The 17,917-nt window shown below is 57.2% G+C and carries 10 protein-coding genes; 8 read left to right on the plus strand and 2 right to left on the minus strand.

What is annotated here, in order from left to right; translation table 11 throughout:
- Positions 1–70 precede the first annotated feature (70 nt).
- The 4 genes from murQ to PanJK_RS14655 all read left to right on the plus strand — a co-directional run bounded on the left by murQ (position 71) and on the right by PanJK_RS14655 (position 10,750).
- The gene (gene murQ, locus PanJK_RS14640) at positions 71–982 is read left to right on the plus strand and encodes an N-acetylmuramic acid 6-phosphate etherase (protein ID WP_265300693.1); all 912 of its coding nucleotides are present in this window, start codon (positions 71–73) and stop codon (positions 980–982) included.
- Positions 982–2,412, plus strand: coding sequence for a PTS N-acetylmuramic acid transporter subunit IIBC (murP, locus tag PanJK_RS14645; protein WP_265300921.1), 1,431 nt, complete (start codon positions 982–984; stop codon positions 2,410–2,412). The genes murQ and murP overlap by 1 nt, the downstream gene beginning before the upstream one ends.
- Before the next feature lie 490 nt (positions 2,413–2,902).
- Positions 2,903–8,971, plus strand: coding sequence for an autotransporter outer membrane beta-barrel domain-containing protein (locus PanJK_RS14650; protein ID WP_265300695.1), 6,069 nt, complete (start codon positions 2,903–2,905; stop codon positions 8,969–8,971).
- Between the two features lie 234 nt (positions 8,972–9,205).
- Positions 9,206–10,750, plus strand: coding sequence for a PAS domain-containing methyl-accepting chemotaxis protein (locus tag PanJK_RS14655; RefSeq protein WP_265300697.1), 1,545 nt, complete (start codon positions 9,206–9,208; stop codon positions 10,748–10,750).
- Here the strand turns inward: PanJK_RS14655 and PanJK_RS14660 are convergent.
- On the minus strand, positions 10,747–11,697 hold the full coding sequence (locus tag PanJK_RS14660; protein WP_008105638.1) for an AraC family transcriptional regulator: 951 nt from the start codon (positions 11,695–11,697) through the stop codon (positions 10,747–10,749). The two genes, PanJK_RS14655 and PanJK_RS14660, sit on opposite strands and share 4 nt — an antisense overlap.
- A 104-nt stretch (positions 11,698–11,801) precedes the next feature.
- Between PanJK_RS14660 and PanJK_RS14665 the strand changes: the two genes are divergently transcribed.
- The 4 genes from PanJK_RS14665 to PanJK_RS14680 all read left to right on the plus strand — a co-directional run bounded on the left by PanJK_RS14665 (position 11,802) and on the right by PanJK_RS14680 (position 16,524).
- A complete protein-coding gene (locus tag PanJK_RS14665) occupies positions 11,802–12,989 on the plus strand; it encodes an MFS transporter (RefSeq protein ID WP_265300700.1) in 1,188 nt (395 codons plus the stop codon).
- 294 nt (positions 12,990–13,283) lie between these two features.
- Positions 13,284–13,493 carry a DUF1471 domain-containing protein gene (locus PanJK_RS14670; RefSeq protein ID WP_008105630.1) on the plus strand — a complete coding sequence of 70 codons (210 nt, stop codon included), beginning with the start codon at positions 13,284–13,286 and terminating at the stop codon, positions 13,491–13,493.
- A gap of 215 nt (positions 13,494–13,708) precedes the next feature.
- A complete protein-coding gene (locus tag PanJK_RS14675; RefSeq protein WP_265300703.1) occupies positions 13,709–14,761 on the plus strand; it encodes a YncE family protein in 1,053 nt (350 codons plus the stop codon).
- Positions 14,762–14,883: 122 nt separating this feature from the next.
- On the plus strand, positions 14,884–16,524 hold the full coding sequence (locus PanJK_RS14680; RefSeq protein WP_265300705.1) for a dihydroxyacetone kinase subunit DhaK: 1,641 nt from the start codon (positions 14,884–14,886) through the stop codon (positions 16,522–16,524).
- Between the two features lie 124 nt (positions 16,525–16,648).
- Here the strand turns inward: PanJK_RS14680 and sbmA are convergent, their stop codons facing one another.
- Positions 16,649–17,884, minus strand: coding sequence for a peptide antibiotic transporter SbmA (gene sbmA, locus PanJK_RS14685; RefSeq protein WP_008105623.1), 1,236 nt, complete (start codon positions 17,882–17,884; stop codon positions 16,649–16,651).
- Positions 17,885–17,917 lie beyond the last annotated feature (33 nt).

Below are 17,917 nucleotides of genomic sequence, written 5' to 3' on the forward strand. Positions count from 1 at the left end.
AGCAGAGGAATTAACAATTCTGTGTGATATATAGTTTTACGAATAAATTATTCTCTCACAGGAGTGTCGCATGCAGATCGATCTCAGCCAGATGATCACCGAAGGTCGTAATCCCGCCAGTCAGAACATTGATGAGCTGTCCACCGAAGCCATGCTGCGGGTGATTAATGATGAAGACAAAAAAGTGGCGCTGGCGGTAGAAGCCATCGTGCCGCAGATTGCGCAGGTGGTGGATGGCATTACCCAAGCCTTCAGCAAAGGCGGTCGCCTGATCTATTGCGGCGCGGGCACGTCGGGTCGTCTGGGGATTCTGGATGCCAGCGAATGTCCGCCGACCTTTGGCACGCCGCGCAGCCAGGTGGTCGGGCTGATTGCCGGCGGCCACACCGCGATTCTGCAGGCGGTAGAAAACGCCGAAGACAATGTTGAGCAGGGCGCGCAGGATCTGCGGGATATCCAGTTCAATGCTAATGATGTGCTGGTCGGCATTGCCGCCAGTGGCCGCACGCCGTATGTGCTGGGCGCGCTGGCGTATGCGCGTCAGCAGGGCGCATTTACTGCGGCGTTAACCTGCAATCCCAACAGCCCGATGTCGCAGGCCGCGGATGTGGCGCTAACGCCGGTGGTGGGCCCGGAAGTGGTTACCGGTTCATCGCGCATGAAGGCCGGAACGGCGCAGAAGCTGGTGCTCAATATGCTCACCACCGGCGCGATGATTCGCAGTGGCAAGGTGTACGGCAATTTGATGGTTGATGTCGAAGCCACTAATCAGAAGCTGGTGCAGCGCCAGGTGAACATCGTCAAACAAGCCACCGACTGTGACGATGCCACCGCGCAGCAGGCGCTGGCGGCGTGTCAGGGACACTGTAAAACCGCGATTGTCATGGTGCTGGCGGGATTAACGGCCGCTGAAGCGAAATCGCTGTTAAGTCAGAATCAGGGCTTTATTCGCAACGCGTTACGTGACGCAGGAGCGCAATGATGGCGGCCATTACTGAAGGTCTGGTGCGCGACATTCTGCAGGCGGTGGGCGGCGCCAGCAACGTGCAGCAGTGCGGCAACTGCATGACGCGTCTGCGTCTGACGCTTAACGATGCCACGCGAGTGGACAGCATCACACTCAAAACGCTGCCGGGCGTGCTGGGCGTGATCGACAGCGATGCGCAGTTGCAGATTGTGCTCGGTCCCGGCAAAGCGCAAACCGCAGCGGAGAAGATGCAGGCGCTGCTCAATCAACAAGCACCAGACGATCTGCACGCCATCGCCAGCGCGCAAAAGCAGCAGATGAAGGCAAAACAGACCAGCGCGCTGCACCGTTTTCTCTCCTGCTTTGCCACCATTTTTACGCCGCTGATCCCCGGTTTTATCGGTGCCGGTTTACTGCTGGGTTTTGCCACGCTGATCGAGCAGATCTTTCACCTCAATCAGCCGGGCGATCATGCACGCTGGCTGCTGGATACCGTGGCGTACATGAAGGTGTTCGGCAAAGGGCTGTTTACCTTCCTGAGTATTTTGATCGGCTACAACGCGCAGAAAGCCTTTGGTGGGACCGGCGTCAACGGCGCCATTATCGCCTCGCTGTTTGTGCTCGGTTATATGCCTGACGCCAAAGTTGGCTATTACAGCGGGATGCAGGATTTCTTCGGTATGGTAATCGATCCACGCGGCAATATTATAGGCGTGCTGCTGGCGGCGATATTTGGTGCCTGGATTGAGAAACAGCTGCGAAAAATCATTCCCGATAATCTCGATATGATCCTGACGTCGTTGCTGACGTTATTAATTACCGGCGCGGTGACATTCCTGGTGATTATGCCGATCGGCGGTGAACTGTTTAAAGGCATGTCATGGTTGTTTATTCATCTCAATAACAATCCATTTGGTTGCGCTATTTTGGCCGGACTGTTTTTGATCGCGGTGATGTTTGGCATTCATCAGGGCTTTATTCCAGTCTATTTCGCGCTGATGGAAACCCAGGGCTTTAACTCGCTTTTTCCCATTCTGGCGATGGCTGGCGCGGGGCAGGTGGGCGCCTCGCTGGCGTTGTGGTGCAAAGCGGACAAACACTCGCTGCTGCGTAAACAGATCAAAGGTGCGATTGTGCCGGGGCTGCTTGGTGTCGGTGAACCGCTGATTTATGGTGTGACGCTGCCGCGCCTGAAGCCGTTTATTACCGCTTGTTTTGGCGGCGCGCTGGGCGGCTTCTTTATCGGGCTGGTGGCGTGGCTGGGATTACCGGTGGGCATGAACACCGTGTTTGGCCCTTCCGGTTTAGTCACGCTGCCACTAATGACGTCATCGCAGGGCATTTTTGCCGGAATGGCGGTGTATCTCGCCGGTCTGATTGTGGCGTGGATTGGCGGGTTTGCCTTTACCTGGTGGGGCGGCACCCGCGATGTGGATTTGAGTTAAGTAAAATGCGGATATCGACCAGGTCGCCATTCATGGCGACCTGGTATAAACGTGATTTCGATCACGCTTTAAGATTCTCTCGTCTCGCTCACCCTGGCACTGCCCCATTAATCCATTAAGTGCCATCTGTAAGTTAAGTGTCAGTAAAAAATAAAGGATTTATTAAGGAGATAGATAACCAGAACTTAAATTTATATTGGTATTATTTATTTTTAAATATTTAATGCACATCGCAACCATTTGTCCGATTTCACAATTAGTTGCCCGAAATTGCTTTTTGCATCGGCAAGCAAAAATGTCTATACCTTAAGCCAATTAATCTATAACAATAATTCCATCCCTTTTTTCGCTGCACCGTATTTCTTCACACAGTTGTTCTCAAATTAGATTGCTACACGGGATTGGTATTCACCTGCCGCTTTATCCCCTCGCGATGAATTTAACGCTGTTGCAATAACAGCGCGGACGCTGCACGCCCATTGGAGGAAGTATGAGGTTTACATTAAATCCTATCGCATTAGGAATGTTGGCGGCGCAATTGCTGGTTTATCCAGCCATGCAAAGTCAGGCTGTTACATTAGGGACTTACACACCACAAAATAATGACAACCAAATAGGTAAAATTACCGTCAGCAGCGGCAATGAAACCCTTACCGGGAATCAGGCGTTCACGGCAGGAACAGATGGCGCAGTCACCACCACGCTCGGACAAGTAGCAATCACCTCGGGATCGCAGTATCTCAATCAGGATCGCCTTGATCCCGGCCCGCAAAACTTTGCCATCACCACGCCCGATGCAGCCACCGGCACCAACAGCACGTTCCAGGTTTACAACTCTGCGAGTCTTGTCGCATTAGCGCCCGTCACCAGCGCCACCAGCGTGCCGGATGTGCAAAACGTCAATAATGGCCAATATATCGACGCGCGTATTGCCGATGTGACAGGTGGCACGCTGGACGTGAATATCGGCCAGGCCAATGCGCTCAGCAGCGCCAGCACCAACAGCTGGACCATGGCAGCCAAGCAGACAGCGCTTTTTGATGTGAGCGGCACCGGCACGGTAAACTGGAACAGCAACAACCGCATTAGCTTCTTCGGCTCAACCGCTACGCCAGACGGCGCAGGCTCGGCCACCAGCAGCTATCAGGTGCAAAATCTCGCCACCTATAACGGTGCCTTCAGCGTGCAGACGCTGGATGGCAACAGCACCAGTTTTAGCGTCACTAACGCCAGCCAACTGCAAAGCTACAATAACTGGCTGATCAGCCAACTTCAGTCAGGCAACCTCGATAAAACGCGCTATCTCACCGAATTCAACAAAGCCGTCACCTTCACCAATGCCAACATTGTTTACAACGTCAGTGCCACACCGCCCGATGAAGTCACGCAACCGATACAAAATCGCATTGTGATTAATGCCAATGGCGCGGGGGCGAAAGTGAATCTGGCGGCGGGTAAAACGCTGGAAGTGGTGGGCGCAACCGGCGGAGCGATTAAAGCTTCGAACGGTGCGCAGGCGGTGATTGATGGCAAGCTGGCGAGCCGAGGCAGCATCACCAATAACGGCACGGCGCTGGTGCTGACCGACAACAGCAGCGGGATTAACAATGGTGTGATTAACGGCGGATTCCTCAATCGTCAGGATGGCACCGGCATTGGTTCGACCGGCTACGGTGCCAACGGCGTAGCCGTGCAAACTGGCAGTACCTTCAACAACAACGGCATCCTCAATTTCGCCACCACCGGCAGCAATTCGCAGTATGGCGTGGCGGGCATCAATCTGGGTGTGTCTTCCAGCGCCAATAACAGCGGCAATATCAACGTCGGCGTTAACGGTTCCAGTGCGCGCGGCACCGCATCCGGCGTATTGCTGACCGATGCCACTTCAAGCTTTACCAATAACGCCAGCGGCAATATCTATATTGGTCGCGGCCCGCAAAACAGCCTGGGTGAGGCGACGGCGGATACCGCGATGAACCAAAGCGGGCTCACCAGCGGTATCGCCTTGGTCGCCAACGGCAACGCGGTCAACGAGGGCAGCATTACCATCGGGACGAAAACGCAAAACGCAGCGGGGATGTCGGCGACAGGTGCTAATAACGCCACCATGATTAATAACGGCACCATCAATGTGAACGGCGCGGCTGCCACCATACCGCGCGAAAACGTCGGCATGCTGGTGACCAACAGTGCGGGCAACATCAATAACGCCGGCACCATCAATCTGAATGGCGTGAACGGCACCGGCCTGAAAGTGCTGGCCACCAATGGCAACACCGCGAGTGCCACCTCAACCGGCACCATTAACGTGGCGGGCGGTGCCGATCCGGCCAGCGGCACGCGCAACTACGGCGTGTGGGTGGAAGGGCAAGGAACGGGCACGGCGCAAGCCACCGTCGATGGCCCGATTAACCTCAGCGGCAATGGCGCGATTGGCGTGCATGCGCGCGGTAATTCCACTGTTACGGTGGATCCGACTGCCGTACCGACTTTCTCCAATGGCACCAACCAGATTGCCTTCTTCGCCTACGGCCCCAATGCGCTGATCAACGTGCTGGGCAATAATCCGTTTGATGTCACCACGCAGAACTCCACGCTGTTCCGCGTTGAGCAGGGCGCAGACTTTAACGGCAACGCCTTGTCGCTCACCGCTTCCGGAGCAGGTTCAACAGCGGTGCTCGGCAGCGGCGCGGGCACCGATGTCAACAGTGGTGCGGCGGTGATCAACGTCAGCGGCAGCGGCGCCAATGGCATCACGGTGGAAGGGGGCGCAAATGGCGTGATTAACGCGGCAACCACCATGAACCTCACCGGCAGCAACGCGATTGGCGCGATCGTTGACGGACAAAAACACGATATCTTCGGCAGAAACAGCGGCTCGCCGGTGACCAGCACCAGCCTGAACTCTGCGGCGTCTTTAAATGCTGCGCAGAGTGGATTGACCGGCTATGTGGCGCGTAATCGCGCGCAGCTGACCAACACTGGCGATATCACTTTCACCGGCGCCAATTCAACCGGCATCCGCGTCGAAAGCGGTGCAACCGGCACCAACAGCGGCAACATCAATATCAACGATGGCGGCACCGGCATCGCAGTGAACAGTGGCAGCAGTACCTTTGCCACCACCGCCAATAATACCGGCACCATCAACGTTAACGGCGGCAGCACCACCAACCGCAGTCGCGGCGTTAGCGCCAGCGGCAATCGTGCGGTAGCGAACCTGAATGGTGGGACGTTGAATTTGAACGGCACCGGCGCAATCGGGGCGGAAGCGCTCAACGGCGCGCTGGTGAATATCGCTGCTGGTTCAGCGCCGGTATTCAACAACAGCGACCAGATCGCCTATCACGCGGCGGGCAGCGGATCGCGCATCAGCTCCGCCACCAACGCCTTGGACGTTAACACCAGCGGCTCAACCGGTTATCGCATTGATGACGGCGCAGCGCTAAGTTTCGCCTCTCCAACAACCCTTACCTCCAGCGCCAGTAACAGCACCGGCGCGATCATCTCTGGCAGCGGCAGCAGCCTGAATAGCCGCAACGCCAACTTCACCGCCAGCGGCCAGGGTAGCACGGCAATCCGCGCAGAAGGCGTCGCGAGCGCCACGCTGGACAGCGGCAGCAGCATTAATCTCAGCGGCAGCAACGCGGTCGGCGTGCTGGTGAATAATCTGCGTACCGATCTGAGTAACGCGCTGGATGGCACGTCAGCGGCTACCCGCGTCACCAGCAACGGCAACGTCAGCGGCGCGGGCAATGGTGCGATTGGCTTTGACGTCATCAACGGCGCAGAGTTGGTCAACAACGGCAATGTGAATCTCACCGGCAGCAACAACATCGGTATCCGTTCGCGCGCTGGCAGTACGCTGACCAACAACGGCGTGGTCAACGTGGCCAACGGCACCGGGCTGGATGTCTCCGGCAGCGGCAGCACGCTGGCGAAAGGCGGCACCATTAATGTCGATAACGGTACGGCGGGCGTGCGCATCAGCGATGGCGCGCAGCTGGCTTTAACCGGTAGCGACACGGTGATCACCACGCGCGGCAACGCGCACGGCATCTTGCTGGATAGCGGCGCGACCGCACTCAGCGCCAGCGATGCCACGGTTAACGTGCTGGGCAGCGGCAACGGCATCGAAAACCGCGCCGAACTGAGCAACGTCGGCCTGCGCAATCTCACCATTAATGTCGGCGACGGCAACGGGATTCGCACCGCCGTACCGTTCGATCCGGCTTCAACCGTGACCACCAACGTGAACGGCAGCGGTACCGGTTTGAACATCGCCAACGCCGATGGCTCGACCACCGGCGGCGATCTTACGCTGGGTTCGGGCTATCAGTTCAATGTTACCGGCGCGGGCGGCACCGGTATTCGCGCCAACACCACGGGCAATGTCATCACCGCCGCTAATGTGAATATTGATAATGCGGCGGGTGGATCGGCGCTGGTCTCAAGCACCGCAGGCACCATCGTCAATACCGGCAACTTCACCTCCAACAGCCTGACGGCGCCGGTGGTGGATCTGCGTGGTGGTAAAACCATCTTCGAAAACCTCGGCAGCATCATCACCGCCAATCCACAAACCGTGGCGGTGGCGGGCAGCAACGCCGATGACGAAATCCTGCTGACGGAAGGCGCAGTGCAGGGCGATATCAACCCAGGCGGCGGATCGGATCGGTTCCGCTGGACGGGCGGTACGCTCAACGGCAGCCTGACCATGGGCAATGACAACAACAACACCGCTGAAGTGAGCAATGTCGATCTCGGCACCACCTACCATCTCACCAGCGGCACCGGCACCGGTAACACCTTAACCTTCAACCAGATCGATTCACGCGGCGGTAGCTTCAGCGCCGACGATCTCAGCAAAGGGGTCAACCTCGGCAGCGGCTGGAGCACCATCAACTTCGCCAACACCCAATGGACTTTGACCGATAACCTGCAACTGGCGCACAGCACTATCAACGTGGATGCTGACTCTACGCTGTTTGCCGGCGATAACGTGCATCCAACGCTGTCGGGTGGAACGGCGGATTCGCTGGTGGTGAACAACGCCGGTACGCTGTATCTCACCAACGGCGCGGGTTCGCCGGGCAACACGCTGGATATTGCGGGCTCACTGGCATCAAGCGGCGGCCAGCTCAATCTGGTCACCAATCTGAATGAGGGCGGTGCGCTGAGCAACCAGTTCACCGACCATCTCAATGTCACCGGCAATGCCAGCGGTACCACGCTGGTGAATGTGGAGCTTGCCGATGCCAGCACCGGCGCACTGACCGATCTCAATCAAAATGGTGGCGTGGAGGGCAACGAAGGGATCTCGCTGGCACAGGTCGGCGGTAATGGCAGTGCTAACAGCTTCGCGCTGAAAGATGGCTATCTAGGCGCCGGGCCGTGGCAATATCGCCTCTACACCTTCGCACCGGGCAGTAGCGATCCCAATCAACGCTTAGCCAGCGGCAGCGGCAATAACTATTGGGATTACCGTCTGGCGAACTACTACGTGTGTGAAGATAGCAACAGCTGCCAGCCGACCTTCATCACTGATGCCTTTGGTACGCCGCAAAGCTACGATTCGCGCCCAGCGGTGGTGCCGCAGGTGCCATCTTATGTCTCAGCGCCGGTCGGTTTAGCCTATTACACCTCGGCGATTATCGACGATTTGCATAAACGCCTCGGCGAACTGCGCCACGAGCAGACGCGTCCGCAGGGCAACGGCGGCGAGATGTTCCTGCGCTACATCGGCTCGAACCTGAAGTACAAGAGCGATAAGAGTTTCCGCGACTTTGGTTATGACTTTGATCTTGATTACAGCGCGGTACAGGTGGGCGGCAATCTGTTGCGCCTCGACGGCGAGCAAGACAGCTTGCGCGGCGGTTTGGCCTATACGCGCGGTAATACACGCATTCGTCCACACGCGGCTGACGGTTACAGCAGCACCACGTTCGACAGCGATAGCCTGGCGTTTTACGGCACCTGGCAGCGTCAAAGCGGTTTCTATCTGGATGGCGTGTTGTCGTTTGACTGGCATCGCGGCGAAACCGACATTGCGCGCACGCAAGAGGTGGCGAAGTTGAAAGGCAACGGCTGGACGGCATCGCTGGAGAGCGGCTATCCGTTCGAGTTGGGCGATGGCTATAAGCTGGAGCCGCAGGCGCAGCTGATGTACATGAAGCTGGATATGGACGACTTCACCGATAAAGACGGCAACAAGGTACGTTACGGCGATTACAACCAAACCATTGGTCGTTTGGGCGCGCGCCTCGATCGCACGTGGACCGACGACAGCAATCGCCAATACACCCCTTATCTGCGCGCTAACTACTACAAAGGTTGGGGCGGAGCGGCGGATACGTCGGTGTCTTCGGTGGATAATCCGGCGTTTGGCGCCACCTTCAGCAGCGGAAAATTTGGTCAGATGTGGGAAGTGGGTGCCGGCGGCACTGCCACCTTGCAGAAGGATGTATCGCTGTACGCCGAGGCGGATTATCGCAAAGAGATTGCGGGCAACGGTGCTAAAGGGTGGCGGTATAACGTGGGGGTTCGCTGGCAATTCTGATTTCCCTGCGCCCTTTGCGCTGCAGGTGCGTTTTAAATTAAAAGATTGATTTGGTTTACTGTAAAACCAGGTTAATAGATGACATCAGTAACCAAAGTGTGAAAGCCGCTGCAAAGCGGCTTTTTTATTGCTTTGAATGTGAAACTGGCGCTAAAGCTCAAGCCGTGCGCTGCCGAAAAGGTAAAAAAGCATAATCGATTTTTCTTTTCGCCTGCGTTTTGCAAGGACACACACATGCGTAATAACCAGCCCGTCACTCAGCGCGAATTCGCGTTTGAGGATGACGCCACTTTGATGTCGACCACCGATCTCAACAGCTATATCACCTACGCTAACGACGCCTTTATTGACGTCAGCGGCTTCAGCCCGGAAGAGGTAAATGGCCAGCCGCATAACATGGTGCGCCATCCGGATATGCCACCGGAAGCCTTTGCTGATATGTGGGCGACGCTCAAGCAGGGCGAGCCGTGGACGGCGCTGGTTAAGAATCGGCGTAAGAATGGCGATCACTATTGGGTGCGCGCTAACGCCATTCCGGTGGTGCGCGAGGGCAAAGTGCAGGGCTTTATGTCGGTGCGCACCAAGCCGTCAGCGGAAGAGGTGCGTCACACCGAAACGCTGTACCGCGACTTCCGCGAAGGGCGCGCCAAAGGACGTCGTTTCCATAAAGGATTGATCGTTGGCACCGGCTGGCGTGCCCTTGGCTCGATCCTGAAAACCCTGCCGCTGCGCTGGCGCATTCGCTCCACTTTATTCACGCTACTGCCGCTTTCCGTGCTGGGTGTTTGGCTGCTTGATGTGACACCGCTGGCGATAGGCTGCTTTGCTGGCGGCATGGCGGGCCTGTTGCTGCTGGCGAGCCTGTGGCTGGAGCAGCAAATTTCACGTCCAATGGAACGCATGTGCCGTCAGGCATTAAGCGTGGCGACCGGCGCCAGCCATAAAGTGGAACAGATCGATCGCGTCGATGAGATTGGCGTCACGCTGCGCGCCATCGGCCAGCTCGGCCTGATGTTCCGCTGGCTGGTGGATGATGTTAGCGGTCAGGCAATTAACGTGCTCAGTGCCAGCGATGCCATCGCGCGCAGCAATGACGAACTCAGCCGCCGCACTGAACAAGCTGCCGCTAACGTGCAGCAAACCGCTGCCACCATGAACGAAATGACCGCCACGGTGAAGAGCAACACCGATACCGCCAAAGAGGTGAATGGCTTATCGGAAAATACCAGTCATGCGGCGATTAAAGGTGGCAAGGTGATGCAGGAGATGGTCGGGATGATGGCGGAGATCGCCGACAGCTCGAAACGTATCGCCAATATCACCAGCGTGATTGACGGCATCGCCTTCCAGACCAATATTCTGGCGCTGAATGCGGCAGTGGAAGCGGCGCGCGCCGGCGAGCAGGGAAAAGGATTCGCGGTGGTGGCCGGTGAAGTGCGCAGCCTCGCGCAGCGCAGCGCCAAAGCCGCCAGCGAAATTAAAAATCTGGTGGAAACCAGCGCCAGCCGCGTGCAGTCGGGTAGCGATCACGCCGATGCGGCCGGGCACACCATGCAGGAAATCGTTGATCAGGTGCAGAATGTCACCGCGTTGATCGCGCAGATCAGCGGCGCGACCGCCGAGCAGGCCATTGCGCTAACGCAGGTCAGCACCGCGGTGGAAGATCTCGACGATATCACCCATCAAAACGCTGCACGCGTGGCAGAAGGCGCTGAAGCGTCCGGACGCATGAAGCACCAGGCCAATCGTCTGGTGGAAGCGATCAGCGTGTTTCGTTAACGCATTTCCCGTTCGGCGCGCAGTGCACCGGGCGGCGTACCGACAATGCGTTTGAATGCGCGGCTAAACGCCGCCAGCGAACCGTAACCGAGGTGGAAGGCGACGCTTTCCACCGCTTCGCCTTCATGCACGATACGTTCCACCGCCAATCGCATACGCAGCTCAGTGAGATAGCGCAGCGGCGTCATGCCGGTTGCGCTCTGAAAACGAGCAGCAAACACCGAACGCGAGCTGCCGGATTCCCGCGCCAGCCGTTCCACCGTCCAGTTTTCACCAGGTTCACGATGCATCGCCGCCATCGCCAGGCTGAGACGCGGATCGCGCAGCGCCTGCACCAATCCGCTGCCTTTGCCACAGCCGTTCTCCACCCAGCCGCGCACAATCTGCGCCGCCACTACATCTGCCAACCGCGACAGAATCCCGGCGAATCCGGCTTTGCGCTGCCGCGTTTCGCGCTCCATCGCATCGAGAATCGGCTGGATTTCCGGGTACTGCGCCAGCAGCGTACTCACCAGCATCACATCCGGCATGGTATGGACCAGCGGCTGCATGCCGCCAAGCTCAAACGCCATGCAGGCGCTGAACAGAATCACATCGCTGTCATCCGGGCAGACGTCTACGCCGTCGCCGATGGCACAGACGCTGTCGCAAATTGGGCGACTGTTAAAAGTCGAAATGGGTTCACAGATTGCCTCTTCGCTGGAAATCAACGCATGTGGTTTGCCGTGCGGGATCAGCAACGCATCGCCCGCCTGCAGCGGATAGATCACGCCCGATGCCGAGCGGATCAGTAACGATCCGCGCCCAACAAAGTGCAGCTGCGCCTTGCCTGGCGCGTCCTCATATTGCAGGCCAAAGGGCGCATGCAGCGCGATTCGCTGGTATTTGACGCCGTACAGGCGCATGCCCATCAGCAATTCACTGGTCAGGTCTTCATAGCGGCTCATGGTAATCTCAGACGAATAATCAAAAAACAAAGTTTCTGCATCATAGATCGTCTGGTGATCCGTCACTATGCTTAACGCTAAATATTTTGTGATGGGGATCACAGATGAGCCTGAATACTGACGTTACCGAAACACCATTAGAAGTGGATAAACCGGCGTGGGGCGCCGTGTTTGCCATGGCCTTTGGCGTGTTCGGCCTGATTACAGCAGAATTTCTGCCGGTCAGTTTACTGACGCCGATTGCTGACACGCTGCACATCAGCGAAGGGCAGGCGGGACAAACCGTTACCGTGACGGCGCTGGTGGCGCTACTCACCAGTCTGGTGATCGGCAACGTGACGCGTCAGCTTGACCGTCGTGTGGTGATGCTGGCCTTTACGCTGCTGCTGATTGCCTCCGCACTGCTGGTGGCCTTTGCTGAGAATCTGCCGATGATTCTGCTGGCCCGCGTGCTGCTGGGCGTGGCGATTGGCGGCTTCTGGACGCTCTCCACGGCCATTACCATGCGTCTGGTGCCGAGTGATCAGGTGCCGCGCGCGCTGTCCATCGTGTTCAGCGGTATTTCGCTGGCGACCATTATTGCTGCGCCGCTCGGCAGCTATCTGGGCGGCATTATTGGCTGGCGTAACATCTTTATGCTGACCGCCGCGCTGGGCGTGCTGGCGCTGCTGTGGCAGTTCTTCACCTTGCCCGCGATGCCGCCGATTAATAAAGCGCGCAGCGGTGGCGTGTTGGATCTGCTGCGTAAAAGCGTGATGCGCTGGGGCATGCTGGCGGTGATCATGATGTTCACCGGCCACTTCGCCTTCTTTACTTACCTGCGTCCGTTCCTCGAAGGCAGCGCGCAGCTCAACGTCAATCAGCTGTCGCTGGTGCTACTGGCGTTTGGCGTGGCGAACTTCTTCGGTACTTCGCTGGCCGGTTATCTGGTGACGCGCAGCGTATCGCTGACGTTAACCGCGATGGCGTTGGTGATGAGCGTGACCGCGCTGCTGCTGGTGAGCTTCGGCGAGGTGTCATGGCTGGTCGCGGCGGGCGTGGCGCTGTGGGGACTGGCGTTTGGTTCGATGCCAACCGGCTGGTCAACGTGGATTTCCCGCGCGGTGCCGGACGATGCCGAATCGGGCGGCGGTTTGCTGGTCGCTACCATCCAGCTGGCAATCACCGCCGGTGCCGCCGCCGGTGGCTGGATGTTTGATCTGCAAGGCGCAGGCGGCGTGTTCCTCGCCAGCGGCGTGCTGATGCTATTAGCCGCCATCACCATCTTCACCCGCGTCCGCCACCACGGTTAACCCGTAGGGTCGCCATTTATGGCGACCTTGCTATCAACCGCATGAATCAAAGGTCGCCATAAATGGCGACCCTACGAAACCTTACCTATCACAGCCATAAATCCTGCCTTTTAATTAAATGTCAGATTTTTAACCCTTTGCACAAAGGTTAACCCAAACGTGCTTTTTACGTTCAAAATATTCGAACAACAACGGCAAATCTCTCCGCTTTTTACTGATCAATTCTGCGCCTATTATATCTCTCAACAAGGCGATGACGCCTTACTCAATCAAACGTACATTAAGGAATTGACCATGAAATCTATCAAAACTTTTGCTGCTGTTATCGCTCTGACCGTTCTGCCATTCGCTAGCTTTGCGCAAAGCATCACTGCAACCGCTTCAACGCTGGATGGTGCAGAAGCGCAAATCGCTGCTCAGGCGCACGAAGCTGGTGCTTCCTATAAAGTGACCGAAGCCAATTTCAACAACGGCGTGCACATGACTGCCGAACTGACCAAATAAGTTGCGTTAACGTTCTGTGCTGACAGGGTGCCTTCGGGCGCCCTGGCGGCGTTGGTAACCTGATAAAATCCTGTCACTTTCCCTTCGAAATGATTACTATTCTCAAAAAGTAGCACCCTTCGTCGGCTCGCCTCGGGCTGTCTTTTTAAATATTGGTTGTAATGTCGAGCTTTCACTTCACTGCCATCAGGCGGTGTTTTTGCTATGGAGAAGTTATGAAGGCGAATAAAAAATCGTGGGCGCTGCGTCCACTGCTGCTGGCAACGGCGCTGTTCTTGACCTCTGCGGTGATGGCGGCAGAATCTCAGCCGCTGAATCAGGTGATCTCAAAAGGCGCTTACGAACTGGCATTCAGCAACAGCGATAACGCGCTGTTCCTCGCCACCGCGCAGAGCACAACCGACAAAAAAGGCGGCACCGTTTATCGTCTCGATCCGCAAGATCTGGCGGTGAAGCAAACCATCAATACCGATCTGCCGACCTTTGGCGCGGCGATTAACCAGAAAACCAACACCCTGTACTTCGGTAACACGCGTGACGGTTCACTGACCGCAGTGGATGCCACCAGCGGCAAAGTGATCAACACGCTGGTGCTGGATGGCCGTCAGCGCAGCGAAACCGTGCGTCCGCTGCAGCCGCGTCAGCTGGCCGTCGATCCAGCAACCGATCGCGTTTACATCACCGGCCTCGGTGAGCAGAGCGTGGTGTGGGTGGTGGATGGCAAAACCCTGAAACTGATCAGCACCGTGCCGAACACCGGCAAAATGGGCACCGGTTTGGCCATCGATTCAGCGGCGCAAAAACTGTATGTCACCAACTCCGACGGCGAACTGGTGACCATTAACACGCGCCTGAATGCGATTGAAAAGCGCCAGAAAATCGATGGCGATAAAGATCACTTTTTCCTGAATATCTCGCTGGATACTCAAGGCCATCGCGCCTTCCTCAGCGACTCAAAACAGTCGCAGGTGCTGGTGCTGGATACCCGTACGCAGCAGGTGATCCACAAGATCGATGTGCCGGAATCGCTGGCGGTGCTGTTCAATGCCGATCGTGATGAGCTGTACGTTACGCACCGCAAAGCGCGCGAAATCAGCATCATCGATGCCAGCAACTACAAAGTGAAACGCACGGTGAAAGCGCCGGGCCTGCCAAACAGCCTGGCGGTTTCCGCCGATGGTAAAACCCTGTTTGTCAGCATCAAGCAGCCGGGTTCACGCAAAGAGCCGCCAAAAAATCCCGATAGCGTTTTACGCATCGAACTCTGATCGGTAGTTTTCTGAAACTGAGAGGCGGCTTATGCCGCCTTTTGCATTTCTGCCCTCTGCGCCGTTTTTATCGCCACACATACGCTACCTTGTAGAGCAACAACACCAATGGAGAGGATGCAATGAGCCAGTTTTTTATGCATGAGAAAAACGATCTGGTTAACGAAGCCATCGAAGGGGTTTTGCTGAGTACGCCGTGGCATAACCTCAGTCGCCTCGATCTCGGTGATGAGATTCGCGTGGTGGTGCGCTCGGACTGGGATAAAAGCAAAGTGGCGCTGATCTCCGGCGGCGGCTCCGGACATGAACCGGCGCATGCCGGGTTTGTCGGCAAAGGCATGCTGACGGCGGCGGTGTGCGGCGATATCTTTGCGTCGCCGAGTGTCGATGCGGTGCTGAACGCCATCGTTAACGTCACCGGCGATGCCGGTTGCCTGCTGATTGTGAAGAACTATACCGGCGATCGCCTCAACTTTGGTCTGGCGGCGGAGAAAGCCAAAAACCTCGGCTACAAGGTTGAGCTGGTGATGGTGCAGGATGATATCGCGCTGCCAGAAAACCCGCAGCCGCGCGGCATCGCCGGTACCGTGCTGGTGCACAAAATCGCGGGCTTTGCGGCGGAGCAGGGACAATCGCTGGATGAGGTGAAAGCGCTGGCGCAGCGGGCGATTGATGCCACATCGTCCATCGGTTTGGCTTTTGCCACTTGCCATGTGCCGGGCGAAAAACGTGATGAACGCGTCGAGCCTGGTCACAGCGAGCTCGGCATGGGCATTCACGGCGAGCCGGGCGTCATCACGTTGGATACGCAAGACAGCCGCAACATCACCAGCATCATGACCGATAAACTGGCGCAGGCGCTGCCGGACGGCAAGCAGGCGCTGCTGCTGATCAACAATCTCGGCGGCTTCTCGCAGCTGGAGCTGGCGCTGCTGACGCGTGAAGTGTTGCAATCGCCGCTGGCGGCGCGCATCACGCATTTGCTGGGTCCGGCAACGCTGGTGAGTGCGCTGGATATGAAGGGTTTCTCACTGACGCTGCTGGCGCTGGAAGAGCCGTTCCTGGAAGCGTTGAACGCGCCGGTTCAGGTGCTGGGTTGGGTGCCGGTGTATGACTTTGCGCCGATCAGCCTGCAACGTGCCGAGAAGATCGGCAGCGTGCTGGATTTTGATGCCTCTGAGAATGCTGAGGTGGCGAAGATTGTCGCAAGCGTCACGCAGACGCTGATCGATCTGGAAAGCGAGCTGAATGCGCTGGATGCCAAAGTGGGCGATGGCGATACCGGTTCAACTTTTGCCGCCGGAGCGAAGAAAATTCAGCGCGGTTTGCAGGAAAAACAGCTGCCGCTGGATGAGCTGCCAACCTTGCTGGCGCTGATTGGCGAGCAGCTGGCCACGGTGATGGGCGGATCGAGCGGCGTATTGATGTCGATTCTGTTCACCAGCGCCGGTCAGCAGCTGGAAGAGGGCAGCGCGCTGCCGCAGGCGCTGATGCACGGGCTGGAACGCATGAAGCATTACGGCGGCGCGCAGCCAGGTCATCGCACTTTAGTGGATGCGCTGCAACCGGCGCTGGAAGCGTTAGTGGCAGGCGAGTCGCTGGCAGCAGCGGCACAAGCGGCGCAGAAAGGCGCTGACGCCACCGCGCAGATGCAGAGCGCCAAAGCGGGGCGTTCCGCGTATCTGAATCAGCAGAGTCTGGATGGGGTGAAAGATCCGGGCGCGTATGCGATTGAGCAGGTGTTTGCGGTATTGGCGGGTTAAACAGGGGGCGCCTGGCCCTCACCCTAACCCTCTCCCGCAAGCGGGAGAGGGAACCGATCGAGCCTATGGCAGCGTCTCCCTCTCCCCGTGGGAGAGGGCCGGGGTGAGGGCATCAGACCGCACCTTACTCCGCCGCTTCGCGCATCATCTCTTCGTGCGGAATATCCTGCAAAATCTGCTCGAAACTGCGCAGACGTTTGTAGATCGACATCAACGTAATCAACGTTGACCACGAGGTGATCAAATACTGGAACGACGAACGCACCTGATCAAACACGTTGGTAATCTGGTTCAACAGGCCGAGCGTAATGGTGCCCGCCACAATCGACGGGAACAGCACAAACAGCCCGAACACGTTATCCACCTGCAGATACATAATGCGCGTGATGTTGAAGTACAAATAGTGGAAATAGAGGCGGAAATAGTTCTGACGCACGCGGCTAAACAGCTCATGCACCGTCGGCGGTGAAGCGCGTTCGGGATCGTCTTCGCCGTACACCAGCTCTTTACGATAGGCCGCTTCCACCCGCTGATTACGGAACTCCAGCCCCGGCAGTTTAATCCCCACCAACGCCAGCAGCGCGGTACCAAACAGCGACCACAGCAGCGCGGCAATCACCAATGCATACGGAATGCTGCCGAGAATCGGCACCTCTTTCACATGGTGCGACAGCGTGACCAGCACCGGCAGAAACGCCACCAGCGTCATAATCGCCTGAATAAAGTTGATGCCCCAATCCTGCAACGTACCCGCGAAGCGCATGGTGTCTTCCTGCACACGCTGTGCCGCACCCTCAACCAGACGCAGACGCTGCCAGTTGTGCATGTAGTAATTGTTCATCGCAGTACGCCAGCGGAACACCCAATGGCTGACGAAGAACGAGTTCATCACGCCAATCACCACCGCGATCAGCGCGATACCGAGAAACGCCAGCACTTGCACATAGAACTGGTGGATGGCGACGGAACCGGCTTTGGTCAGTGCCTGCTGAATCATGTCGTAGAACGGGCCATACCAGGCGTTGACGCCCACGCCGACCTGCACCCCAAACCAGGTGACAAAGATGATCAGAATCGATCCCCAAACCGACCAGCGCTGCCACGGATGGTTATCAATCACACGCCAGGTGAGCGCGAAGATGCCGGCAACAATCCAGTAATAGGCGTAAAACCACAGTTGGCTGATATGAATAAAACGGCTGGCATTGGTTGGCAAAGGTTCGTGCATCGCCGCCTGGAGCGCAGGCCAGCGCGCCGGGAAATCACTGAAAAAGCCGAACCAGGCAAAAATTGCTACTAAACTCCAAATCGCAGCTGAGCTGAAAAACAGCGTTGGCCGCGGAAAAAAGGACTTAAACATAGGCACTCCGCTGTTGTGTGTACTCTTTTATAC

Origin of the sequence: Pantoea sp. JK (assembly GCF_026130245.1) — a bacterium.
Taxonomy (GTDB): domain Bacteria; phylum Pseudomonadota; class Gammaproteobacteria; order Enterobacterales; family Enterobacteriaceae; genus Pantoea; species Pantoea trifolii.